The 23,318-nt window shown below is 73.3% G+C and carries 20 protein-coding genes and 1 pseudogene; 9 read left to right on the top strand and 12 right to left on the bottom strand.

Annotation, left to right across the window (positions count from 1 at the left end):
* Positions 1-5 precede the first annotated feature (5 nt).
* The 4 genes from PZB75_RS04480 to PZB75_RS04465 all read left to right on the top strand — a co-directional run bounded on the left by PZB75_RS04480 (position 6) and on the right by PZB75_RS04465 (position 3,892).
* Positions 6-1,073, top strand: coding sequence for an LLM class flavin-dependent oxidoreductase (locus PZB75_RS04480; protein WP_275533976.1), 1,068 nt, complete (start codon positions 6-8; stop codon positions 1,071-1,073).
* Positions 1,070-2,389: an NtaA/DmoA family FMN-dependent monooxygenase gene (locus PZB75_RS04475; protein ID WP_275533975.1), complete on the top strand. Its 1,320-nt coding sequence runs from the start codon at positions 1,070-1,072 to the stop codon at positions 2,387-2,389. Before PZB75_RS04480 ends, PZB75_RS04475 begins: the two co-directional genes overlap by 4 nt.
* A 4-nt stretch (positions 2,390-2,393) precedes the next feature.
* Positions 2,394-3,209 carry a DUF1684 domain-containing protein gene (locus PZB75_RS04470; RefSeq protein ID WP_275533974.1) on the top strand — a complete coding sequence of 272 codons (816 nt, stop codon included), beginning with the start codon at positions 2,394-2,396 and terminating at the stop codon, positions 3,207-3,209.
* A 203-nt stretch (positions 3,210-3,412) separates the two neighbouring features.
* Complete coding sequence (locus PZB75_RS04465; protein ID WP_275533973.1) at positions 3,413-3,892, top strand: hypothetical protein; 480 nt, start codon at positions 3,413-3,415, stop codon at positions 3,890-3,892.
* Positions 3,893-3,917: 25 nt separating this feature from the next.
* Here PZB75_RS04465 and PZB75_RS04460 read toward each other — a convergent pair whose 3' ends face one another.
* Positions 3,918-4,844: a DUF4231 domain-containing protein gene (locus tag PZB75_RS04460; protein WP_275533972.1), complete on the bottom strand. Its 927-nt coding sequence runs from the start codon at positions 4,842-4,844 to the stop codon at positions 3,918-3,920.
* A gap of 281 nt (positions 4,845-5,125) precedes the next feature.
* The gene (locus PZB75_RS04455) at positions 5,126-6,265 is read right to left on the bottom strand and encodes a DUF3533 domain-containing protein (protein WP_275533971.1); all 1,140 of its coding nucleotides are present in this window, start codon (positions 6,263-6,265) and stop codon (positions 5,126-5,128) included.
* A gap of 164 nt (positions 6,266-6,429) precedes the next feature.
* On the opposite strand from PZB75_RS04455, the gene dnaE reads away from it, so the two are divergent.
* Positions 6,430-10,068, top strand: coding sequence for a DNA polymerase III subunit alpha (gene dnaE / locus PZB75_RS04450; protein WP_275538582.1), 3,639 nt, complete (start codon positions 6,430-6,432; stop codon positions 10,066-10,068).
* Positions 10,065-11,072, top strand: coding sequence for a hypothetical protein (locus tag PZB75_RS04445; RefSeq protein WP_275533970.1), 1,008 nt, complete (start codon positions 10,065-10,067; stop codon positions 11,070-11,072). Before dnaE ends, PZB75_RS04445 begins: the two co-directional genes overlap by 4 nt.
* 356 nt (positions 11,073-11,428) lie before the next feature.
* On the opposite strand, the gene PZB75_RS04440 is transcribed toward PZB75_RS04445, so the two are convergent.
* Together PZB75_RS04440 and PZB75_RS04435 are read right to left on the bottom strand one after the other, a co-directional pair.
* Positions 11,429-11,737, bottom strand: coding sequence for a hypothetical protein (locus tag PZB75_RS04440; RefSeq protein WP_275533969.1), 309 nt, complete (start codon positions 11,735-11,737; stop codon positions 11,429-11,431).
* Between the two features lie 302 nt (positions 11,738-12,039).
* Positions 12,040-12,534 (bottom strand): DUF402 domain-containing protein, encoded by a 495-nt coding sequence (locus PZB75_RS04435; RefSeq protein WP_275533968.1) that lies wholly within the window; start codon positions 12,532-12,534, stop codon positions 12,040-12,042.
* A gap of 286 nt (positions 12,535-12,820) precedes the next feature.
* Here PZB75_RS04435 and PZB75_RS04430 point away from each other — a divergent pair, with 286 nt between their 5' ends.
* Positions 12,821-13,195: a GntR family transcriptional regulator gene (locus tag PZB75_RS04430; RefSeq protein WP_275538581.1), complete on the top strand. Its 375-nt coding sequence runs from the start codon at positions 12,821-12,823 to the stop codon at positions 13,193-13,195.
* 86 nt (positions 13,196-13,281) lie between these two features.
* Here the strand turns inward: PZB75_RS04430 and PZB75_RS04425 are convergent, their stop codons facing one another.
* The 4 genes from PZB75_RS04425 to PZB75_RS04410 form a co-directional block, all read right to left on the bottom strand.
* Positions 13,282-14,388, bottom strand: coding sequence for a DUF5925 domain-containing protein (locus PZB75_RS04425; protein ID WP_275533967.1), 1,107 nt, complete (start codon positions 14,386-14,388; stop codon positions 13,282-13,284).
* A 94-nt stretch (positions 14,389-14,482) separates the two neighbouring features.
* Complete coding sequence (locus tag PZB75_RS04420; RefSeq protein WP_275538580.1) at positions 14,483-15,256, bottom strand: polysaccharide deacetylase family protein; 774 nt, start codon at positions 15,254-15,256, stop codon at positions 14,483-14,485.
* Positions 15,257-15,291: 35 nt separating this feature from the next.
* Positions 15,292-16,377 (bottom strand): glycosyltransferase family 2 protein, encoded by a 1,086-nt coding sequence (locus PZB75_RS04415; protein ID WP_275533966.1) that lies wholly within the window; start codon positions 16,375-16,377, stop codon positions 15,292-15,294.
* Entirely contained in the window at positions 16,374-17,243 is an 870-nt protein-coding gene (locus tag PZB75_RS04410) for a glycosyltransferase family 2 protein (protein ID WP_275533965.1), read from the bottom strand. The genes PZB75_RS04415 and PZB75_RS04410 overlap by 4 nt, the downstream gene beginning before the upstream one ends.
* A 631-nt stretch (positions 17,244-17,874) precedes the next feature.
* On the opposite strand from PZB75_RS04410, the gene PZB75_RS04405 reads away from it, so the two are divergent.
* Together PZB75_RS04405 and PZB75_RS04400 are read left to right on the top strand one after the other, a co-directional pair.
* Positions 17,875-18,684: an SGNH/GDSL hydrolase family protein gene (locus tag PZB75_RS04405; RefSeq protein WP_275533964.1), complete on the top strand. Its 810-nt coding sequence runs from the start codon at positions 17,875-17,877 to the stop codon at positions 18,682-18,684.
* A 345-nt stretch (positions 18,685-19,029) separates the two neighbouring features.
* Positions 19,030-19,299 carry a hypothetical protein gene (locus PZB75_RS04400; RefSeq protein WP_275533963.1) on the top strand — a complete coding sequence of 90 codons (270 nt, stop codon included), beginning with the start codon at positions 19,030-19,032 and terminating at the stop codon, positions 19,297-19,299.
* 194 nt (positions 19,300-19,493) lie between these two features.
* Here the strand turns inward: PZB75_RS04400 and PZB75_RS04395 are convergent.
* The 4 genes and pseudogenes from PZB75_RS04395 to hmgA form a co-directional block, all read right to left on the bottom strand.
* Positions 19,494-19,649 (bottom strand): annotated as a pseudogene (locus tag PZB75_RS04395) (ABC transporter permease); the annotation flags it as partial.
* 47 nt (positions 19,650-19,696) lie between these two features.
* Positions 19,697-20,965, bottom strand: coding sequence for a type ISP restriction/modification enzyme (locus tag PZB75_RS04390; protein WP_275533962.1), 1,269 nt, complete (start codon positions 20,963-20,965; stop codon positions 19,697-19,699).
* A gap of 97 nt (positions 20,966-21,062) precedes the next feature.
* Entirely contained in the window at positions 21,063-21,812 is a 750-nt protein-coding gene (locus tag PZB75_RS04385) for a GntR family transcriptional regulator (RefSeq protein WP_275538579.1), read from the bottom strand.
* Positions 21,813-21,893: 81 nt separating this feature from the next.
* Positions 21,894-23,213, bottom strand: a complete 1,320-nt coding sequence (hmgA, locus tag PZB75_RS04380; protein WP_275533961.1) for a homogentisate 1,2-dioxygenase — start codon at positions 23,211-23,213, stop codon at positions 21,894-21,896.
* Positions 23,214-23,318: the final 105 nt, after the last annotated feature.

Raw genomic sequence — 23,318 nt, 5'->3', positions numbered from 1 at the left:
CCGTCATGCCCGTCACCACCCCTCTCCATCTGGCCGCCGAGATCGGCGGACCGCACGGTTTCGACCCCGCCAGGTACGTCGCCCTCGCCCGGCTCGCCGAGAGCGGCACGCTCGACTTCGTCACCCTCGGCGACTCGTTCGCCCGGCCGGGCCTCGACGCGCTCGCCGTGCTCTCCCGGGTCGCGCCCGCCACCGAACGGATCGGACTGGTGCCGACCGTCACGACCACCCACACCGAGCCGTTCCACGTCTCGTCGGCCGTCGCCACGCTGGACTGGGTGAGCCGGGGCCGGGCCGGCTGGCAGGCCGACGTGTCGGGAACCGGCGCGGAGGCCCGGCTGTTCGGCCGCCGCCCGGCCGCCCCCGCGGCCGACCTGTGGCACGAGGCGGCCGAGGTCGCCGATGTCGCCGCCCGGCTCTGGGACAGCTGGGAGGACGACGCCGAGGTACGGGACGTCGCCACCGGACGCTTCATCGACCGGGACAAGCTGCACTACGTCGACTTCCAGGGGCGCGGCTTCAGCGTCCGGGGACCGGCGATCGTGCCCCGGCCCCCGCAGGGCCACCCGGTGGTCGTCATCGACGCGACGGCCGAGGTGAGCCGGGAGGCCGCGGCCGCCCACGCCGACGTCGTCCTCGTACGCACCGACGAACCCGGCAAGGCCGCCACGGTCCGCGCCGATGTGCGCCGGCGCGCCACCGCGCACGGACGCGACCCCGACGCGCTCCGGGTGTTCGTCGCGCTCACCGTCGACCTCGGGGACGCCGAGAGCGCCCCCGAACCCGGGCTGGAGAGCGGCCCGTTGCTCGCCGGAGGAGGCTCCTACTACCGGGGCGGCCCGGTCGACCTCGCCGACCTGATCACCGAATGGCACCAGGGGGGCGCGGTGGACGGTTTCCACCTCACCCCCATCGCCCCCGAACGCGATCTGGAACGGCTCGTCAACGGCACGGCCACCCTCCTCCAGCACCGCTGCCTGCTGCGCCGCTTCTACCCCGGTGCCACCCTCCGCGAGCACCTGGGACTCGCCCGCCCCGCCAACCGCTACGCCCTTGTCGGAGGACACGCATGAGCACCGCACAGCGGCCCCGGGGAGGGCCCAGGCGACTGCACCTCGCCGCCCACTTCCCCGGTGTCAACAGCACCACCGTCTGGGCCGACCCCCGGTCGGGGAGCCAGATCGACTTCTCGTCCTTCGAACACCTCGCCCGCACCGCCGAACGCGGCCGCTTCGACTTCTTCTTCCTCGCCGAGGGCCTGCGGCTGCGTGAGCACAACGGCCGCATCCACGACCTGGACGTCGTCGGCCGCCCCGACGCGCTCACCGTCCTGAGCGGGCTCGCCGCGGTCACCGAACACCTCGGACTGGCCGGCACCGTCAACGCCACCTTCAACGAGCCGTACGAGCTCGCCCGCCGCCTGGCCACCCTCGACCACCTCAGCGGGGGCCGGGCCGCCTGGAACGTCGTCACCTCGTCCGACGCCTTCACCGGGGAGAACTTCCGGCGCGGCGGCTTCCTCGACCGTGCCGACCGCTACACCAGGGCCGCCGAGTTCGTGACGGCCGCGCGCGGGCTCTGGGACTCCTGGGCCCCGGACGGCTCCCCACGCCACTTCGTCCACCACGGACGCCACTTCGACATCGAGGGCGAGTTCACCGTCCCGCGCGCCCCGCAGGGCCACCCGGTCGTCATCCAGGCCGGTGACTCCGCCGAGGGCCGTGAGTTCGCCGCCTCCGCCGCCGATGTCATCTTCACCCGGCACGGCACCCTCGACGCGGGCCGCGCCTTCTACGCCGACGTCAAGGCGCGACTGGCGGCCTACGGCAGACATCCCGAGGACCTGAAGATCATGCCGGGGGTCACCGTCGTCCTGGGCGACAGCGACGCCGAGGCCCAGGAGAAGGCCGCCGGAATCCGCCGCCTCCAGGTCTCCCCGCAGAACGCGATGCTCGCCCTGGAACAGGTCTGGGGCCGCGACCTCTCCTCGTACGACCCCGACGGGCCGCTCCCCGAGACCGACCCCGATCCGGGCTCCACCCTGACCCAGGGCAGGGTCCGGGTCGGCGATCCCCTCACGGTCGCCGCGAAATGGCGTGCGCTGGCACAGGCCAAGGGGCTGTCGATCCGGCAGACCGTGATCGAGACGACGGCGCGGCAGTCCTTCATCGGCACCCCGCGGACCGTGGCGGCGGCCATGGAGGAGTTCGTCACCGCGGAGGCGGCCGACGGCTTCATCCTCGTACCGCATCTCACCCCGGGCGGCCTCGACGACTTCGTCGACCAGGTCGTCCCGCTCCTTCAGGAACGCGGAATCTTCCGCTCCGAATACGACGGCACCACCCTGCGGTCCCACCTCGGGCTGGCCGGGCCGGTGTGGAAGGGTTGACACCATGAGTACGGACGCACAACGGGCGGACACCGCCGACCGGGCCGAGCGGGACTGGGCGCACTGGCACAAGGAGCGGACCGACACGGTCGCGGCGCCCCACGGCCCGCTCTCGCTCACCGGCACCCACTGGCTCTCCGATCACCCGGACGGCCGGATTCCGGCCGTCCCCGGGCGATGGCGCGAGGACGGCGACGAGGTGGTGCTCACCGCCACCGCCGAGGACGGTCTCACCGCCGACGGGAAGCCCCTGACCGGCGAGATCCGCCTCACCGCCGACCACGGACCGATCGACGTGTCACGGATCGCGCACGGCGGACGCCGACTGGTCGTGCTGCGCCGCGAAGGGCTGTGGGCGGTACGGGACTTCGATCCGGAGTCCGACGCGCGGCGCGCCTTCCGGGGCATCGAGGCGACCCTGTACGAAGCCCGCTGGGAGCTGCCCGGGGTGTTCCGCCCGTACGGCGCCGACCGCACGGTCCGGGTGCGGAACGCCGACGGGCGCGAGCGCGGGCTGGGCCTCGGCGGCGAGATCGCCTTCGAGGTGGACGGCGTGGAGCACACGCTCCAGGTTGCGGTGGAGCCCGACGGCTCGCTCTGGGCCGTCTTCGCCGACGCCACCAGTGGGGACAGCAGTTACCGGTTCCGCTTCCTGCGCCCGGCGGCCCCGGCCCCGGACGGCCGGGTGACGGTCGACTTCAACCGCAGCCTGCTGCCGCCCTGCGCCTTCGCGGACCACTTCATCTGCCCCTTCCCGCCGCCGGGCAACACCCTCGCCCTCGCGGTCCCGGCGGGGGAGCGGAACAGGTCCGGCGCCTGACGCGTACCCGGTCCGGCCGCAGGGGGAGCGTGACCGTGCGGGAGTCCCCGCCCACATGGTGGGCGGGGACTCCCGCACGGGCCGGGGTTTTTGAGATGGTATGGGGATGGTCGGCCGAGCACGGCCGACGGGGGCGGACGTCGTGCCTTCCGGGGGACGCCCTCCGGGACCCCCGGGCAGACATCTCAGGGGGTTCCAGGTCCGTGAATCGCATCGGAGTGACCGGCCACCGGACCATCCCCCGGGCGGCGTACGCCCACGTGCTCATCGGGCTCCGGGCGGCGATCGGCGGTGTCGAGGGCCCGCTCGACGCGCTGTCCAGCCTGGCCGCCGGGGCGGACCAGCTCTTCGCGGACATCGCGCTGTCCCACGGCGCCGAGCTGACCGCGGTCATCCCGAGCGGGGACTACGAGTCGACGTTCTCCGGCGCGGCCGAACTGGCCCGCTACCGCGGCCTCAAGGACCGGGCGGCCCGTGAGGTCCGGCTGGACTTCCCGCACTCCACCGACGAGGCGTACTACGCGGCGGGTGCCTACATCGCCGACCACTGCGACCGGCTGTTCGCCGTCTGGGACGGCCGCCCGGCCCGTGGGCTCGGCGGTACCGGCGACATCGTGACGTACGCCCGTGCGCTCGGCCGGCCGGTCACGGTGATCTGGCACGCGGGCGTGGAGCGCGACTGACCGGCCGGCAATGGATGACGTACCGTCACATCTTGTGCCGGGCAAGCCAGTCGGTGTGCTGCGGCGACACGATCCGCTCGGTCTCGAACACCGCGACCGGCCAGTGCCGCTCGGTCAGTGTGGTCTCCATCGCGACCTGCAGCGCTTCCAGTTCCTTCTCGACCAGGGAGTGCGCGGAGATCAGCGGATGGTGGCGGCGCATCTCGTACCAGGCGAGACAGGCCGCCGCGGCGGCGGACAGCACGCCGGTCAGGGCGAAGGAGCCGGTCACCGAGAACGTCCGGAGCAGACCGAGGACGAGGGCGAGCCCGGTCAGCACGGCGATGGCGGTCGACCAGAGGAACGTGGCACGCCGGGAGACCTCCTGGCGCCTGCGGTACCAGCCTCGCTGATCGATCAGCCGGTCCCGGACATAGGTCTCCTTGCGCACGGTGAACGCCTTGGCCCGCAGTTCCCGCATCGCGTCCGTGATCAGACCGCCGGAATCCTCCTGCCGCTCCCGGGGGTCCACCCAGCCGACCTTCCGTAACTCCTGGAGCCCCTCCTCCAGCCGGTTGGCGAACACCGCCTCCGGGTGCTGGGTGCCGGTGTCGAAGGGGGAGCCGTGGACCGCGTAACGCCAGCAGACCGACTTGATGAACTCCGCCGCGGAGCGGTTCAGCTGCCAGTGCGACTTCGCCTGACGGCGGGCCGAGAGGTAGGTCGCGATCAGGACGCCGGCATAGGCCAGCACTCCCAGCGCGTCGAGGAGTTGGACCGATCCCGCGACCCGCCAGTGCCAGGGGAGGGCCGCGGGCACGGCTCCGAGCACGAGGAGCACCAGCTGCCCCCTGGTGGTGTTCACGCTCTCGCGTTGACGTGCGACGGCGACGGCGTCCGTGTGGTGGAAGAGTGCCGGAAGATCGGCGTTCCGGAAGACCATGCTCCGGAGCGGTCCGGGAATCGCGGTCATGTTCGCCCCCGTCTGCGGTTTCTGACCCTCACCCCGTTGCTGGAACGGGTCGTCGTTCCGTTCTCGTCGGGGCCCTGGGAGACGCCTGTCGCGCACGTCGTCGCCAGGTGCCGCGGCTGTCGTCGCCCGCCCGTCAGGGACCACGGGACAGCTCTTACCGAGGTGATGAGAGTAAAGTCGCGCCGCGGGACACTGCAATGGTGCCGTTTCCGGCTTCCGGCTCCCGGTGCTGTCCCGCTGTCCGGAACGACGGGACGGGTCGGGTGCTCGCTCCGCCCGGGTCAGGCTCCCGACGTCCGCCGGGTGGAGCCGCCTCCGGTACGGCTTCCGCCGCCGTCCCCCGTATCGCCGTCCCCCGTACCACTGCCCCCCGTACCGCCGCCGCCCATGCCGTTCCCGGGGCCTTCGAGTGCCATGCCGTCCGCCTGGCCCGGGGCGCGGCGCAGGGAGAGCAGCAGGGTGAGGGCCGTGCCGACGACCGCCCAGGCGGAGAGGACCAGCAGTGGCTGGGTGAGCGCGTTGCCCCTGAAGTACGCGATGGAGCGGGCCGCCCAGGTGCCCGCGCCCGGTGGCAGGGCCGGTCCGATCGCCCGCCAGAAGTCCGGCAGCATCGGCAGCGGGAAGGCGCCGCCCGCGCTCGGGTTGCCCGCGACCACGATGATCAGGACGGCCAGACCGATGCCGACGATCCCGGTGAGCGCTTCCAGCGCGAGCGTGATCATGCCCACCCCGAAGACGATCAGCGCACCCAGTCCCGCCATCCCCCACACGCTGCCCGGCAACGCGCCGAGGATCGGTCCGATGACGATCGCACCGCCGATGCCGCCCGCGATCGAGTACAGCGCCATGACGGCGACCCGGATCAGCGCGCGCCGGCGGTTGGCGGCGCGGGCGCCCGCGCTGATCGCCAGGATCGAGGCGCAGAGGTAGCCGCCGACGCACCAGCCCACGACGAGGTAGAAGGACGAGAGCCCGTTGAAGTCGTCACTGGAGGCCGGTGCCACGTCCACGGACCTGACCGTGCGCCCCTGGGCCTCGTCGGCCTTGGTGACGATCTTGGTCAGGGTGTTCGCCAGCACGGTGCCGCCCCCGGAGGCGACCAGCACCGTGTCGGTCTTCCCGGTGGGGTCGACGATCAGCACGCCGTCGAGGTCGCGGTTCAGGACCTTCTCGCGGGCCGCCTTCGCGTCGGAGACCCGGCGCGGGTCCAGCGGCCCGCCGGGGAGGTCCTTGAGCTGGGTGATCAGCTTCTGGGACACCTGCGGAGGAGCCACCACCCCGAAGGCGACGTCCGTGGGGACCGGCCTGTGCAGCGCCCCCACGTAGGACGTGATGAACAGAAGCTGCAACGCCAGCGTGCCGATGACGAGCAGCGCGGCCCTGGGCGTGACGGCGTTCTTCACCTCGTCGACGAAAGTCATGCCCTCACGGTCCGGGGGAGCGGCCGTTCACGCAGCAGGTGCGCGGCCGAATGGCTGGTCCCGGACCGGCCCCGCCTCGGATATCGCACGCACGTTCGAACGTGGTCTATGGTTGAAGGACAAAGGGGGTGGCGAGTGAGTACGGATCGGTCCAGGAGGTGCGGATGCCAGGCTTCACGCATCTGCGTACCGTTTCCGGCTTCTCCCCGCGGTACGGGGCGTCGCACCCCGAGCGGCTGGCCGAGCGCGCCGCGGAACGGGGCATGGACGCTCTCGCGCTGACCGACCGGGACACCCTCGCGGGGGCGGTCCGCTTCGCCAGGGCCTGCGAGAGTGCCGGGGTCCGCCCGGTCTTCGGGGTGGACCTCGCGGTGCCCGGGTACGCCCCGGGCGACACCCGCGCCCGGCGGCCCCGGGCACCGGTCCGTGGCGGCGCCTTCGTCGACGAGTCCGCGCCCCGGGCCACCTTTCTCGCCCGGGACGGCGCGTCCGGCTGGGCCGCACTGTGCCGGCTCGTCACCGCGGCCCACGCCACGCCCGGCTCCTACGCCACGCCCGGCTCCTATGCCACGCCCAGCTCCTACGCCACGTCCGGCTCCCACGCCACGCCCGGCCCACGCGTCACCCCCGGACAGCCCCGGCTCGACGGATGCGAGCCGCCCGCCGAAGGGGTCACCGTGCTGCTCGGCCCCGACTCCGAGATCGGCAGGGCGCTCACCGCGGGCCGCCCCGACCTGGCCACCGCGCTGCTCGTTCCCTGGCGGGAGGCGTACGGCGACGATCTCCGGCTGGAGGCGGTCCACCACGGGCGGACCGGCACCGGCCCGGGATCGCTCCGGCTCGCCGCCCGTACCGTCGGCTTCGCGGCCGACCAAGGGGTACGAGCCGTGCTGACCAACGCCGTCCGGTACGCCGACCCCGGGCAGGGCCCGGTCGTCGACGTGCTCGACGCCGCCCGTCGGCTCGTCCCCGTCGACCCGCGCCGCTCCCCCCTCGACAGCGGTGAGCGCTGGCTCAAGGACGACCGCGCGATGCGGGAGACCGCCGAGCGGATCACCTCGGCCGCCGGACTCGGCGAAGGCGCCGGGGCCCGGCTGCTCGCCGAGACCCGGCGCACCGCCGACGCCTGCGCCGTCGATCCCGCGGGTGACCTCGGTCTCGGCGGCGTCCACTTCCCCGAACCGCGCCTCGTCGGCGCCGGCCGGCGCACCGCCCAGCGGGTGCTGGCCTCCCGGGCCGCCGCGGGCATGGTGCTGCGCGGCTACGACCGCAGACCGGACTACTGGGAGCGGATGCGCCACGAGCTGGACATCATCGCCCACCACGGCTTCGCCTCCTACTTCCTGACGGTCGCCCAGGTCGTCGAGGACGTGAAGGACATGGGGATCAGGGTCACCGCCCGTGGCTCCGGTGCGGGCTCACTGGTCAACCACCTCCTCGGGATCGCCCACGCCGACCCCGTCGAACACGGACTGCTGATGGAACGCTTCCTCTCCACCCGGCGCTTCGTGCTGCCCGACATCGACATCGACGTCGAGTCCGCCCGCCGACTGGAGGTCTACCGCGCGATCATCGGACGCTTCGGCGCCGAGCGGGTCGCGACCGTCGCCATGCCCGAGACCTACCGGGTGCGCCACGCCGTACGGGACGTCGGCGCCGCCCTCTCCATGGACCCGGCCGAGATCGACCGGCTCGCCAAGGCGTTCCCGCACATCCGGGCCCGCGACGCCCGCGCCGCGATGGCGGAACTGCCCGAGCTGCGCGCGGTGGGCGAGCGGTACGGGCGGGAGGGGACGCGGTACGGCCGGTTCTGGGAGCTGGTGGAGGCGCTGGACGCACTGCCGCGCGGCATCGCCATGCACCCGTGCGGGGTCCTCCTCTCCGACGCCTCACTGCTGCGCCGCACCCCCGTCGTGCCCACCAGCGGTGAGGGCCTTCCGATGGCGCAGTTCGACAAGGAGGACGTGGAGCACCTGGGCCTGCTCAAGCTCGACGTGCTGGGTGTGCGGATGCAGTCGGCGATGGCGCACGCGGTCACCGAACTGAAGCGGGCCACGGGCGAAGACCTCGACCTGGACGCCGTGCCGCCGGACGACCCGGAGACGTACCGGCTGATCAGGTCCGCCGAGACGCTGGGCTGCTTCCAGATCGAGTCGCCGGGCCAGCGCGATCTGGTGGGCCGGCTCCAGCCCGCCACCTTCCACGACCTGGTGGTCGACATCTCGCTGTTCCGGCCGGGACCGGTCGCCGCCGACATGGTGCGGCCGTTCATCGAGGCCAGGCACGGCCGGGCCCCCGTCCGCTACCCGCACCCCGACCTGGAGGGACCGCTGCGCGAGACCTACGGGGTCGTCGTCTTCCACGAGCAGATCATCGAGATGGTGGACATCATGACCGGCTGCGGCCGGGACGAGGCCGACCGGGTGCGGCGCGGGCTCTCCGACCCGGGGTCGCAGGACCGGATCAGGATCTGGTTCGCGCAGCGGGCGGCGGAGAAGGGGTACGGCGCCGAAGTGATCGCCCGCGCCTGGGAGATCATCGAGGCGTTCGGCTCCTACGGCTTCTGCAAGGCGCACGCGGTCGCCTTCGCCGTACCCACCTATCAGTCGGCCTGGCTCAAGGCGCACCACCCGGCCGCCTTCTACGCCGGGCTGCTCACCCATGACCCCGGGATGTACCCGAAGCGGCTGCTGCTCGCGGATGCCCGGCGGCGCGGGGTCCCGGTGCTGCCGCTGGACGTGAACCGGTCGGCGGCCACTCATCAAATCGAACTGGTGTCTGGTGATGGGGAGGGTGACGGAAAGAGGAACGGTGACGGGCGCGGTCCCGGCGTCTGGGGGATCAGGCTGGCGCTCTCGGACGTCCACGGCATCAGCGAGGACGAGACCGCCCGGATCGAGGCCGGCCGCCCGTACGCCTCGCTGCTGGACTTCTGGCAGCGGGCCCGGCCCGGTCGGCCCGCCGCCGAACGGCTCGTCCAGGTCGGGGCGTTGGACGCCTTCGGCGCCAACCGCCGTGATCTGCTGCTGCATCTGTCCGAACTGCACCGCGCCCAGCGCGGATCAGGGGCGCGGACCGGCGGCGGCCCGCAACTGCCGCTCGGCGACGGCCGCAGAACCGGCTCCGTCGGCCTGCCCGACCTCAACGAGGCGGAACGCCTCAGCGCCGAACTGGGCGTCCTCAGCATGGACGTCTCCCGGCATCTGATGGACGACCACCACGCCTTCCTCGACGAGTTGGGCGCGCTCTCCGCCAAGCGGCTGCGGGACGCCCGGCACGGTGAGACCGTGCTGGTCGCGGGCGCCAAGGCGGCCACCCAGACCCCGCCGGTCCGCTCCGGCCGCCGGGTCATCTTCACCACCCTGGACGACGGTACGGGCCTGGTCGACCTGGCCTTCTTCGACGACAGCCACGCCGCCTGCGCGCACACCGTCTTCCACTCCTGGCTGCTGCTGGTGCGCGGGGTGGTGCAGCGGCGCGGGGCGCGGAGCCTGAGCGTGATCGGCGCCGCGGCCTGGAACCTCGCGGAGCTGGCCGAGCTGCGGCGCACCGGCGGACTCGACGCGGTCGCGGCCCGGCTCGCGGCGGGACCCGCGGACGAGGAGCAGCCCCCGGCCACCGACGGTTCCCCCGGCGCCACTTCCGCCGGCGGCCCTTCGGACGATCCGGCCTCCGCCGCCGGCCGCCGGGTCCGGTTGCCGACCGGATACGAGATGAACCCCTGGGCCGACCTCCGGCCCCCCGGCGAAGGGCCGCCCACCGGACGGAAGTTGTGGCACCAGAGCCAGGGGAGCGCGGGATGAGCGCCGAACGTGTCCCGGCCGGGGTGTTCTGTCTGCGGTTCCGCAGGGTCGGCGGCGGTCCGCCGGACAGCGTCGGTTACGAGGGGCTGCTCGCCCTCCTCGGTGCGTTCACCCCGGTCGTCGAGGCCGCCCCGCCCGACGGGGCACTCGCCGACGTGCGGGGCGCGCTGCGCTACTTCGGGCAGGACGCGGCGGGCCTGGCCGGACTGATCCGTGTCCGCGCCCTCGCCCTGCACGGTGTGGACTGTGCGATCGGGGCGGCCGAGAACCCGATGCTGGCGCGGATGGCGGCGCGGCAGGCCGCACCCGGTACGGCCGTCGTGGTGCCCGATGACAAGGTCGCCGACTTCCTCGTGGACAAGCCGGCCGCCGCGCTGGACGGCGTAGGGACGGCGACGGCCCGCACCCTGTGCGGCTACGGGCTCGACTCCGTCGGCCGGATCGCCTCGGCGCCGCTCGCCACCCTGCAACGGATCACCGGCGCGCGCTCCGGGCGCGAGCTGTGGGAACGGGCCCACGGCATCGACCGCACCCAGGTGGTGCCGAATGCCGCCGCCCGGTCGATGGCCGCCGAACACGCCTTCTCACGCGACGAGTTGGACCCGGATCGACAGCGCCGCGCGCTCGTGTCGCTGACCGAGGAGCTGGGCACCCGGCTGCGCGGCGAGGGGCAGGTGTGCCGTTCGCTCGCGCTCTCCGTGCGTTACGCCGACCGGACCGGCTACGCCACGCTCACCCGCAGCCGCGCGTTCCGTGAGCCCACGGCCCACTCGGCGGCGCTCACCGGGCTCGCGTACCGTATCCACGACTCGTTCGGACTGCAACGCGCCAGGGTGCGGGGGATCGCGCTGCGCGCGGAGGGGCTGGCGGACGCCGAACGGGCCTCCCGGCAGCTGACGTTCGACCCGGCGGACGAGCGGGCGCACCGGATCGAGGAGGTGGCGGACCGGCTGCGGGCGCGATTCGGCCCACGGGCGGTGATGCCGGGCAGGCTGGCGGCGTGAGCCACCGGCCGGATCGCCGGACCGCTATTTCGCCCCCGGGCCCGACGAGGGCGGAGACATGTGCCCGGTGGGCGCCGTGCTGTCATCGGCCGGCCGGAGGCAGTGGTGCGTCCGGGCGGAACGAGGGCGGTGGGGTGGCGCGTGGGACCGGCTGGCCCAGGGTGGCGGCGCGTGGGTCCGGCCGGCCGGGGGCGGTGGTGTGTGGGTCTGGCCGGCCGGGGGCGGTGGCGCGCCTGGTCGGAACGGGGACGGCGGTGCGTGGGTCCGGCCGCCCCGGGACGGTGGTATGTGGGTCTGGCCGACCGGGGGCGGTGGTGCGTGGGTCCGGCCGGGGACGGCGGTGCGTGGTCCCGGGGTCAGCGGCCGTGCCGGGCGGCGACGACGGCCCGGCGGCGGACCGAGGCGAACAGCGCGGCCGAACCCACCGCGAGCGCACCGGAAGTGCCGAGCGCGAGGTACGAGACGCTGTCACCGCCACCGGCCCCGGCGATGTCCTCGCCCGGACGGGCCGGGGCGACGGCGGCGCCGTCCGCCCTGGGCGCGCTCTCCGCGCCCAGGGCCGGGGCCGCGCACACACCTGCCGACACGAGCAGCACGAGCAGTGCGGCACCGAGTGCGACGGCCCCCGCGACCCCGCGGCGAGCGGTCATGACGACGACAGTCATGGCGGCGATCTCCTTCGACGGCGACGCGGGCATGGAACCGGGCGGGGGAGGGGTGGTGGGCGCCTGCCCCGCCCGGCGATCAGAAAGGTAGCCCGGACCGCGCCCGGACACGACGGCCGAGGGCGGTCACGGGCGATCCTTAGGGCGCGCTTAAGGAACCGCTCAGCGCCGGTTAAAGATCGGCCGTCACCACCGGCCGGAGGAGCGGCCGGTCCGGGGTCTCCCGCCGGAGAAGAGGGGCCGCGCCCAGGCAGGGGTGACGGCCGCCGGAGAAACGGCGGCCGTCACGGTCCGGGCGGGCGTCAGGTCAGCAGACCGGTCAACCCCTCGGTACGGGCCAGGAGTTCCAGTTCGTCCAACGCCCGGCGGGCCGCCAGGGCCGCCGCCGGATCGCGCTCGGTGAGGCCGCTCTCCGCGAACTCGTCCTCGTCCAGCCGGAGTACGGTCGCCCCGTCCGCCGACACCCACAGATCCAGGTCCAGGTCCTCCACCAGCAGCTCACCGTCGCTCAGCACGGCCGGGCGGGTCACGTCGCAGTACCAGCCCTTCAGCCCGCCGGTCCCCGTCCTGACCTCCTTCACCGCGAACCACCGGTCGCGCCAGTAGTGTTCGGTGAACACATCGCCCGGCTCGAACCGTACGAAGCCGAAGTCGCGGACCCCGGGCGCGGCCCACGGAGCGCGCACCGTCACCCGGACCCCGTCGTCGCGGACCACCTCCGCCGGGTAACGGATCTTGGTGTGGCCCGCCTTGACGAGGGCGACCACCAGGGCGGTCTCGGACGAGTTCATGGACATGACGTACCTCCGTGGCGCAGATTCCGTAACCGAACCATTTGTCGACGGCGAGCACCGGGCCGTTTGTCGGCGTCCATCGGCCAGGCCGGGCACCACCGCCCCGGGTGTCGTCACCGTGCACGGCGGCGCGGCCCGCCGCAGCCCGGTCCTCGGCGTCGGTGGACCGTGAGTCACGCACGATCACGGTCACGCGCAGGACGGTACGTGCCCCCGCGCCCCGGCCGCCTGCCATTTTCTTCGCGGTGGGGGAGAATCGGATTTCTTCGCGGTGGGGGAGAATCGGATGGTGACTTTCAAGATCGTCCTCGACCCGGACACCGCCACCGCCCCGTACGAACAACTGCGCACGCAGATCTCCGAACAGGCCAGGTCAGGTGCTCTGCCCGTCGGCCACCGGCTCCCGACCGTACGTGGCCTGGCCGAGGACCTCGGGCTCGCCGCCAACACCGTCGCCAAGGCGTACCGGGCGCTGGAGGCCGACGGGGTGATCGAGACCCGCGGCCGCAACGGCACGTTCGTCGCGGCGGCGGGCGACGCCGCCGACCGCAAGGCGGCCGCCGCCGCACAGGACTTCGCGGAGCAGGCCAGACGCCTCGGCCTGTCCCGGGCCGAGGCACTGTCCCTGGCCGAGGACGCGGTACGGGCCGTCTATCCGCGATGAGCGGGTGATCGGCCGGACCGGGGGCCGGGCCGACGGGGAACAGGGAGTCGGAGCCGGGGAAGCGGGAGGGATTGCATGACGGGGCGTCAGAGGTACAGGCCCGCGTCCGTGTTCGAGTCCTGCTTCGGGACCGACGCGGGCCCGCTGCCCCGGCGCAGCGCGTACAGCTCGGCGAGCGTCGCTCCCTCCCTGCCCACCTCCCGGCCGACGCCCTCCTCCGCGCCCAGCCAGGACACGGCCTCCCGGCGGGTCAGCGAGCCGACCTCGATCCGGGCCAGACAGCGGCCCGGCCTGACCACCGCGGGGTGGAGCCGTTCCAGGTCCTCGTTGGTGGTGACCCCCACCAGGACGTTCCGTCCCTGCCCGAGCAGCCCGTCCGTGAGGTTCAGCAGCCGGGACAGGGCCTGGCCGGCCGTGTGCTTCGCCTCGCCCCGGATCAGCTCGTCGCAGTCCTCCAGGAGCAGCAGCCGCCACCGGCCCCCCGACGTGCCGTCGTCCTCGCCGATCGCGATGTCCATCAGATAGCCGACGTCGTTGAAGAGGCGTTCGGGGTCCAGCACGCAGTCGACCTGGCACCAGTCGCGCCAGGACCTGGCGAGGGTGCGCAGCGCGGAGGTCTTCCCGGTGCCCGGCGGGCCGTGCAGCAGGAGCAGCCGGCCCGCGATGTCGTCGGGGGTGACCTTCATCAGCCGGTCCAGGGCCTCCGCCACCGGCGCCGTGTAGTTGCCCCGGACCTCGTCCCAGGTCCCGGCGCTGATCTGCCGGGTGGTGCGGTGCGGGCCGCGGCGCGGTGAGACGTACCAGAAGCCCATCGGCACGTTCTCGGGCTGCGGTTCCGGCTCGTCCCTGGCGCCGTCCGTCGCTTCGCCGAGCACCCGCTCCGCCAGTTCTCCGCTGGTCGCGGTGACCGTGACGTCGGCGCCGCGGCTCCATCGCGAGATCAGCAGGGTCCAGCCGTCGCCCTCGGCGAGCGTGGCGCTGCGGTCGTCGTCCCGGGCGGCGCGGAGCACCCTGGCGGCGGGCGGCAGCAGTGTCGCGGCGGATCTGACCCGGTCGAGCGACGTGCTGTGCGAGTACGGCTGCTCACCCGTCGCGAAACGGCCGAGGAACAGCGCGTCGACGACATCGGAAGGCGAATCACTGTCGTCGACGTTGAGCCGGATCGGCAGGGCGGATTCGGGGTTGGCGGACATGGTGTCCATGATCCGGCACGGGGACACCCCGCGCACCCGGTTTCGCCACGGGGCCCGGCGCCCGCCCCGGGCCGACCGCACCGGCCGGTCCCGCTCACCGCCCCGGCCCGGCGGCGGACCGGAGCGCCCGACGGGTCCTCCGTACGACGGCGTACCCCTTGGTGAGCGCCCGGTCCACCGCGAAGTCACGGCCGGCCGGCCGGCCGGTGATCATCCGGTCGAACTCCCGCGGGGTGGTGCCGCGCCGGACCGTGACCCGTTCCAGGGCGTACGGTCCCTGCCCGCGCCGGGCCAGGGCGTTGCCCACGGCGAGGGACTGGGCGAAGCCCGCGGTCCGCACGGCCCGCCGGACCCGGCGGTCGGAGTAGCCGTACGGATGGGCGAACGAGGCCGGTGCCGCGCCCAGTTCAGCGCCGATGATCTCCCGGCACCGCACGGTCTCGGACCGCAGCCGCCCGTCGTCCAGCTGGTCCAGCTCCGGATGGGTGTGGCTGTGGCCGCCGATCTCCGCACCCGCCGCGGCCAGTTCGCGGACCTGGTGCCAGTCCAGCATGGTGTCGGGCGCGCCCGCCTCCTCGTAGGGACCGCGCAGCCAGCCCGTGGTGACGAAGACGGTGGCCGCGAACCCGTGGGCGGCGAGCACCGGCAGCGCGTACCGGTGCACCCCCTCGTAACCGTCGTCGAAGGTGATCAGCACCGGCCGGGGCGGCAGCGGCCCGCCGGTCCGCCAGGCCCGGCCGAGCGCCGCCGTGGTGAGCGGGGTCAGGCCACGCTCCGCCAGCACCGCCATCTGGGCGCGGAACGCCCCGGGCGAGACCGAGAGGCGGTGGACCGCCGGGGCCGGGCGGTGGGCGACGGCGTGGTACATCAGGATCGGCACGGCCCGGTCCGCCGCCGCCTCGCTCAGCACCGTTCACCACCGTGCCCGGCGGGGCGGCCGGCGTGGTGACCGGGCCGCTGTGCCACGGGGGCGACGGGCGGCGGTACGGAGAACGTCGTACGGCCGCTCCTGACCCGTACGCTCCCCAGCAGATAGCCGCCCACGGCCGCCGCCACCCCGGTCACGATGGCGCCCGCCCGGCCCGCGCCCCCCGGCCGGCCGAGCAGCGCGTCCCGCACCCCACGGACCACCCCGGCGGGCAGCACCCGGGTGGTGTAGCGGCGTTCCGACTCAAGTCCCTTGCCCACCCCGACACTTCGGGTGACCAGGGCCTTGGAGAGACCTTCCGCGTAGGCCCGGGAGCGGAAGTAGCCGAACCGTTCGCGGGGCCCCGGCACCCTGTGGTGGACGACCGCGCGGTCGTCGATCAGCAGCACCGCCCGGGGCAGCGCCCTGGCCAGCCTGACGCACAGCTCGGTCTCCTCGCCGCCCAGCGGCCGGTTGCCGCCGCCCCGCCCGATGCCGGTGGCGAACCCGCCCGTGACCTCGAACGCGGTACGCCGGAAGGACGCGTTGCCCCCGAGCACATTGCGCACCCGGACCCTGCCCGGGGGCAGCCCCTTGTACGTGCAGCCGACGATCCAGTCGAACTCCTCGGGGAACCAGACGGGCCGCCGGCCGGAGGCCCAGGCGGGCACGGTACGGCCACCGACGGCCATCACCCGGGGGTCGTCGTACGCCCGGTCGAAGTGGCGCAGCCAGTCACGCTCGGCCACGGCGTCGTCGTCGAGGAAGGCGACGATCTCGGCGCGGGCGGCGGCGACCCCGGTGTTGCGGCCCGCCGAGAGCCCACGGGGGCCCGCGTTGGCGAGCACGCGCACCCACGCCGATCCCTCGCCCGCCCCGCCCGCCCCGTGCGCCTTGTCCGTCCCGGGCTTCTCGTACTTCTGGGCCAGCCGGTCCAGCAGGGCCGGATTGTGGTCCACCACCAGCAGCGTCTCCCTGGCGGGCAGCGACTGGGCCCGTACCGAGGCGACCGCCGCGAGGATGTCGTCCCAGCGGTCCTCGGTGTGGACGCAGATGACCACGGAGAAGTCCCGTGGACTCACGACGCGTCCCCCTGGCCGGAGACGACGGGTACGGCGGCCGGGCGGCGGCCGGGGCGGCGGACGCGCTTCTCCCGGAGGATCACTTTGAGCACCCGCAGGCCGTCCCGCACCGCGCTGAGATTGCTGACGCCGTGAATCCGGTTGTACTCGTGGCTGGGTACCTCCTGGACCCGCAGCCCCGCCTTGACGACCCGGATGTTCATCAGCGTCTCGATCTCGAAGCCGGTGCAGTCGAGGGAGATCCGGTCCAGGCAGTGTTTCCAGAAGGCGTTGTAGCCGTAGCAGAGGTCGGTGTAGCGCGCCCCGAACTTGCGGTTGACCACCGCGCACAGCACGCGGTTGCCGAGTCTGCGGACCGGTGTCATGTCGTCCGTACCACCGCCGTTGGCGAATCTGGAGCCCTTGGCGAAGTCGGCGCCGCCGACGAGGGCCGAGACGTAGCTGACGATCTCCTCGCCGTTCGCCGAGCCGTCCGCGTCGACCATGACGATGATGTCGCCCGTGCAGGCGTCGAACCCGCTGATGAGGGCGTCGCCCTTGCCCTTGCCCGCCTGCTCGACCACCACGATGTCCGGCCACAGCTCGCGGGCGACCCGCACGGTGTCGTCGGTGGACGCCCCGTCGACCAGGACGACCTCATGAATCCACCCGGGCAGGGACCCGAACACATGGGGAAGGTTCGCCGCCTCGTTCATCGCGGGGATCACCACGCTGACCGGGGGCGCTATCGCGAGATGGGAGGAGATCGGCCGGTAGCCGGCCGGTATTCGGGCGGCGGACGAGGACGACGCGGCCGTCGTCCCGGCAGGGGACGGCAGCGGCGACGTATCCCGGCCCGGAACGGCCGGGCGCAGAACTGAACTCATGATTCTCTTCCCTCTCGTCCGGCGGGCGGTCCGTTCCCGGGCCGCCCGGCTGAATGTCCGGTGCGAAAAGGGGGCTGCCCACCCCGGTCATGACGGCATGACGCCCCTGCCGACCGGGTGAGCCGGTGTCGCGGGCCGCGCGGCGGCGTGACTCAAGGAGCCGTTCGCCGACGCGGCACCCCCCAAGAGCTGTCCAGCGATTCCGGGCGGGCGCACGACGACCGTCACGGCGTCTCGTCGCGTTGCGGGAAGCGTCCGGGTACTCCGGTACGCGGACGTGCCTCCGCCTCGCGACGCACCGTGTCCGGTGCCGTGCGCTGATCCGTCAGGGGCCGAAGACAGCCCTTACCGCGCCCCGCACGGATGCCCGGCGCGGTCCCTCTGTGCGTGTGCGTGTCGGAACTCCGACCGTTCTTCGACCGTGCCGCGCGTGTCCCGCACGGTGTACATGGTCCACATCGTCCGCATTGGCGACTTTGCCCCCCGGCGCGCAGGATGCCGGACTTCAATGTGACGCACGCTCAGGAGGCCGTCAAGAAGCCCTCACCGGATGTTCGTGGCATGAACACTTCCGGCGATAGCTGGCTGCTGCTACCACGGATACGGCAGAGATCCTGCCGTAGGAGGTTCCATGAAACTTTCCGGAGTGGTGGCGTTCTCGTCCTCGCTCATCCTCGGTGCCGTACTCGCGCTGACCGGTGCGGGCGTCGCCGACGCCGCGGCCGAGAGCCGGTCCGTCGACTACGTGGCGCTCGGCGATTCGTACTCGTCCGGCGTCGGCTCGGGCGGCTACGACAGCGCGAGCGGCGCCTGCAAGCGCAGCCGGCACGCCTACCCGGCGCTCTGGGCGACGGCCAACTCGCCCTCGTCGTTCGCCTTCACCGCTTGCTCGGGCGCCCTCACGAGTGATGTGACGGCGAGTCAGCTCGGGCCGCTCAACTCCTCGACCGACCTCGTCTCCCTCTCCATCGGCGGCAACGACGCGGGCTTCGCCGATGTCATGACCACCTGTGTCCTCCAGTCCGAGGCCACCTGTCTCGGCCGGGTCGCCACGGCCCGCGCCTACGTCGACTCCACCCTGCCGGGCAGGCTCGACTCGGTGTACGCGGCGATCCACGCCAAGGCGCCCTCCGCACGCGTCGTCGTCCTCGGCTATCCCCGCTTCTACCAGCTCGGCGGCGGGTGCCTCGCCGGGCTGAGCGAGAAGGAGAGGACGGCCATCAACGGCGCGGCCGACCATCTGAACACGGTGACCGCCAAACGCGCCGCCGATCACGGCTTCACCTTCGGTGACGTCGCCGGACGGTTCGCCGGGCACGAGATCTGTTCGAGCGGCCCGTGGCTGCACAGCGTGAACTGGCTCGACATCGGCGAGTCCTACCACCCCACCGCCGCCGGACAGTCGGGCGGCTATCTGCCCGTCCTCGCCTCGGCCGCCTGACCGTTTCCCGTCCCCGCAGCCGCTCCCACCCGGAACAGCGCGACGCGTCAGGTCGGAGACCTCACCCCCGTGAGGTCTCCCTCCCGCGGGTGAAACGGAACACTTCGCGTGCCGTACTCCCGTCCGAACGGTGAGCCGGCCCGCGGCCCCCTTGTGCACCTTTCCGCCCCCTTGGGCGCCCCCTGGCGGCCCCGGTCAACTCGCCCTGGAATCGGGCGTATTCGGAGGGTGATCGGCGCTCTCGTCGCAGGTGTGCCCGAACCCGGCCGGGATAGGTGAGTGTCGTGCCGGGGCGATAGGGTTAACCTGCCCGGGTCGGGTGCCCTCGTACGGGTGGGGAGTGACATGGAACAGATAACGGTACGGAGCAGGCCGCGTGTGCCTGCCATCACATGCGGAAGCGGTGCGACGAGTTCGCGCCTTGACCGCCATCTCGCGGTGCTCGGCGGTCCCGTCGTGCCCCAGCGGGAAACGGCCGAAGCGACGCTGCTGATGCGCGAGTTGACCTCGCGCGACGCCGCGCACACCGGCAGGAGCCGAAGCCGGAGCGCGCGTGTCTCGCTCTTCGCGCCCCTGCGGCGACTGCGGCGCTCGATCCTCGGCAGCCGCCGCTGACCCGAACCGCCCGACACGACCGCGTTCGCCGAAGGGCACTCAGGCGATCACGCCGTCCCGTCCCGGCGCTGCTGTCCGCCCGTCCGTCATTCCCAGGGCCGGCAGCAGCGCTTCGGTGTGTCCGCCCGCCCTTCCGACGGCCCGGCCGACGCACCCACCGCTCGTCACCCCGGTCACCGGCGGTCGCGCGGCGGCTACCGCTCCCCGTCCGTGTACCGGCGTACGGCCAGGGGCACGAACACCACGAGCAGCGCCACGCACCACGCGAGCGTGCCCGCCACCGGGTGGGCGACCGGCCACGCCGCGCCGGCGGACGGCGTCGCGTTGCCGAGGAGCGCGCGGGCGGCCGTCGCGGGCCGTGCCGCGCGCCTCCTCGTCGCCTCGCGCCGGTGTTCCGTCAGAGCAGGGCGAACTGTCCGTCCGGCCCTTCCTCCCGTCGGCCGAGCACCGAGGCGGGCCGGCGGGCCGCCGCCGGTACCGGCAGCACCCCCGCCGCGCGCAGCTCCCGTTCGGACACCACGGGTCCCGCCGTCAGCGCCGCCCGCAATTCGGTCTGCTGAGGCAGCAGTTCGGCGAGCAGCGCCAACACCGTGATCAGCTCCAGGAGTTCGGACGTCCACTCCTGGGGCCAGCGGGCCGGGCCCACCGCCTCCAGACCGGCCGGGGCGTCGGCGCCCGCGGGGTCCGGGACGCGGCCGGCGAACCACAGCTCCAGCACTCGCGCACCGCCCACCCGGAACTCCCAGGCCCCGGGCGGCACCGGAGAGATCCTGCCGTCGCCCAGTGACAGGACCTCGCCCTCCGGGTCGTACGCCGGAGCGGCCGGCCAGGAGGTGACGGCGGCTCGCACATAGGGGCGCCGTCCGCCGGGCAGCCGTGGCCGCTCCCCGCCGCGCGTCCCGCGCAGCTGAATCCGCAGCAGCTCCCGGCCCAGCGACACCCCCGCCGTCCAGAGCGCGGTGTCGGCGGGCAACGGGACCCGGCATCCGGCGGGCGAGGCGTACGCCGTCGCGAGCACCCACGCCAGCACGGACTCCTCCGAGACCGGCTCGCCACCGCTCCTCCCGTACCGGGCGCGCAGCGACGTGAGCAGCCCCGGAGCGAGATTGGGCTCCTCGGCGCCCGGGCGCCGGTAGAGCGGCCGCACCCGGCCGGGCTGGCCGACGGGGGAGTGGCCGTCCGGCAGCAGCGTGGTCGCGGTCAGCGCGGGGCCGGTGTCCCGGGGGCCGTGACCGTGTTCCACGGCGAAGACCTGCCGGTCGTCGGCGACCCGCCACAGCTCGGGGCGGGCGGCGTCGATCAACCGGTGGTCGGGGATCAGCCACCACTCGTCGAACGGGCCGTGCGCGATCCGCACCGGATCGGGGTACGGGCCCGGCCTGCGGGCGAACGGGCCGGTGCCGCCGGCCCGCGTCCCCGGCAGGGCGGCGACGGGCGTACGGGGGCCCCGGGACCTGCTCGGCCGGAACAGTCGCTCCTGCTCGGCGCCCTCCGCCCGTACCAGCCGCTCCCAGCGGGCCTTCAGTGACGCGGCGTCCGGAGCGGTCACCCAGGGGCGGCCGGTGCGCGGCGGACGGACCGACCACGGCATCAGATCGTCGAGCAGGGGATCGTCGGGACCGGCGACGCCGCCCGCGCCTTCGGCCGCCGCCACGCGTGCTGCCACCGTGTCGTCCTCCCCGTCGCCACGTCCGTTCCGCCGCCCCGGCATCGTAACGGCGCCACCGGGCCGGAGGTCACCGTGCGGCGGGCCGGCGCCCGGGTCAGTGGGCCTCCACGGTCACCGAGAAGGAGAACCGGTCGCCCCGGTAGCGGATTCGTGCCACGTCCACCACCTGCCCGTCCTCGTCGTAGGTCACCCCGGTGAAGTACAGGATCGGGCTGAGCAGCGGCACCTGGAGGAGTTCGGCGGTGAGCGGGTCGGCGAGACGGGACTCGACGGTGTCGGTGATCCTGGCGATGCGCACGCCCACGGCGTCGCGCAGCACCTTCGTCATCGGCCAGCGTTCGAGGTCGGCGACGTCGATCCGGGCCGCGATCTCCGGACGGACGGTGTTCTCCGCCCAGTTGGTGGGTTCGCCGCTCTCCTCGTCGCGGCGCAGCCGGCGGAAGCCGACGGCCTCCGTACAGTCCGGGAAGTACTCGGCGAGGTCGCCGGGCACCGTGACCGGACCGTGCCCGAGGACGGTGGTCCGCTCGCCCGACTGCTGCGCGACGACCGCGTCGATCGAACCCATCAGCCGGACCGGCGAGACGCGCCGGGCGCGCGGCTCGATGAAGGTGCCGCGCCGCCGGTGCCTGCTGATCAGGCCCTCGTTCTCCAGCTCCTTGAGGGCCTGACGCATCGTCAGCACGCTGACCCCGTAGTGCGCCGCGAGCTGTTCCTCGGTCGGCAGCCGCAGTGAGGCGTCCCGGGTGCGGCCCAGTATGGAGGCGCGCAGGGACTGCGAGACCTGGTACCACAGCGGAAGCTTGCGGTTCAGGACCAGCGAGTCGGGGGCGAAGGCCGTCATCTGGGGAACCTGGGTCACCTGGAGTCTCCGTACTGCGACACTGCGGACGCGACGACGCGGGGGCCGGGACGGCGGGGCCGCCTACGGCCGGAAGTTGCGTTCGAGACCCTGCCACACGTCGTCGTACCCACGCTGGAGGTGTCCGGCGGTCGCGGCCTGCCCGGTCGCCGTGACCGGCCAGCGGGTCTCGAACATGAAGGCGAGACCGTCGTCGATCTTCTGCGGTCGCAGTTCCGCGGCGCTCGCCCGGTCGAACGTCTCGCGGTCGGGCCCGTGGGCCGACATCATGTTGTGCAGCGAACCGCCGCCGGGCAGGAATCCGTCCGCCTTGGCGTCGTACGCCCCCTCGATCAGCCCCATGTACTCGCTCATCACGTTGCGGTGGAAGTACGGCGGCCGGAACGTGTTCTCGCCGACCAGCCAGCGCGGTGCGAAGACGACGAAGTCGACCCCGGCGAGCCCCGGGGTGTCGGAGGGCGAGGTCAGCACGGTGAAGATCGACGGGTCGGGATGGTCGTAGCTGATGGAGCCGATGACGTTGAAGCGCCGCAGGTCGTAGACGTACGGGGTGTGGTTGCCGTGCCAGGCGACGACGTCCAGCGGTGAGTGGTCGTAGGTCGCGGACCAGAGGTTCCCGCAGAACTTGTTGATCACCTCGACCGGGCCCCCGCGGTCCTCGTACGCGGCGGCGGGCGCCAGGAAGTCCCGGGCGTTCGCCAGCCCGTTGGCGCCGATCGGGCCCAGCTCGGGCAGGGTGAACGGCTGTCCGTAGTTCTCACAGACGTAGCCGCGGGCGGTGGTGTCGAGGAGTTCCACCCGGAACCGGACACCGCGCGGGATCAGCGCCACATGTCCGGGATCGGCGCGCAGCAGACCCATCTCGGTGCGGATCAGCAGCCCGCCCCGCTCCGGGACGATCAGCAGTTCACCATCGGCGTCGGAGAACACCCGGTCCCGCATGGGGGAGTTGGCGTGGTAGAGGTGTACGGCCATGCCGGTGCGTGTGGTCGCGTCACCGTTGCCGCCCAGGGTCCACAGCCCGGCCAGGAAGTCGGTGCCGGGGGCCGGTTCGGGCAGCGGGTTCCAGCGCAGCCGGTTGGGGTCGGGGACGCTCTCGGTGAACGGCGCGGTACGGATCGACCTGTTGTCGACGCGGACGAACGGCGGATGGGCCGCCGAGGGGCGGATGCGGTAGAGCCAGGAGCGGCGGTTGTGGGCGCGCGGCTCGGTGAAGGCCGATCCGCTCACCTGCTCGGCGTACAGCCCCAGGGGGGCCCGTTGCGGGGAGTTGCGGCCGTGCGGCAGGGCCCCCGCGACCGCCTCGGAGCTGTGCTGATTGCCGAAACCGGCGTGATACGCCAGATCTTCCGCGGTTTTCCTCGCCTGCTCGATGCCGCTCATGGTGCGCTCCCGGTGCCGAAGGAATCCTATGGAACACCGTAGGAATAGCTGGGGGGTGCGTCAACGCCATCGGACGGGAAAGGGCGAGGAGTTTCCCCGCCCGGT

This window comes from Streptomyces sp. AM 4-1-1 (assembly GCF_029167625.1).
Classification (GTDB): Bacteria; Actinomycetota; Actinomycetes; order Streptomycetales; family Streptomycetaceae; genus Streptomyces.
This window is presented reverse-complemented; position numbering and strand designations above follow the sequence as displayed.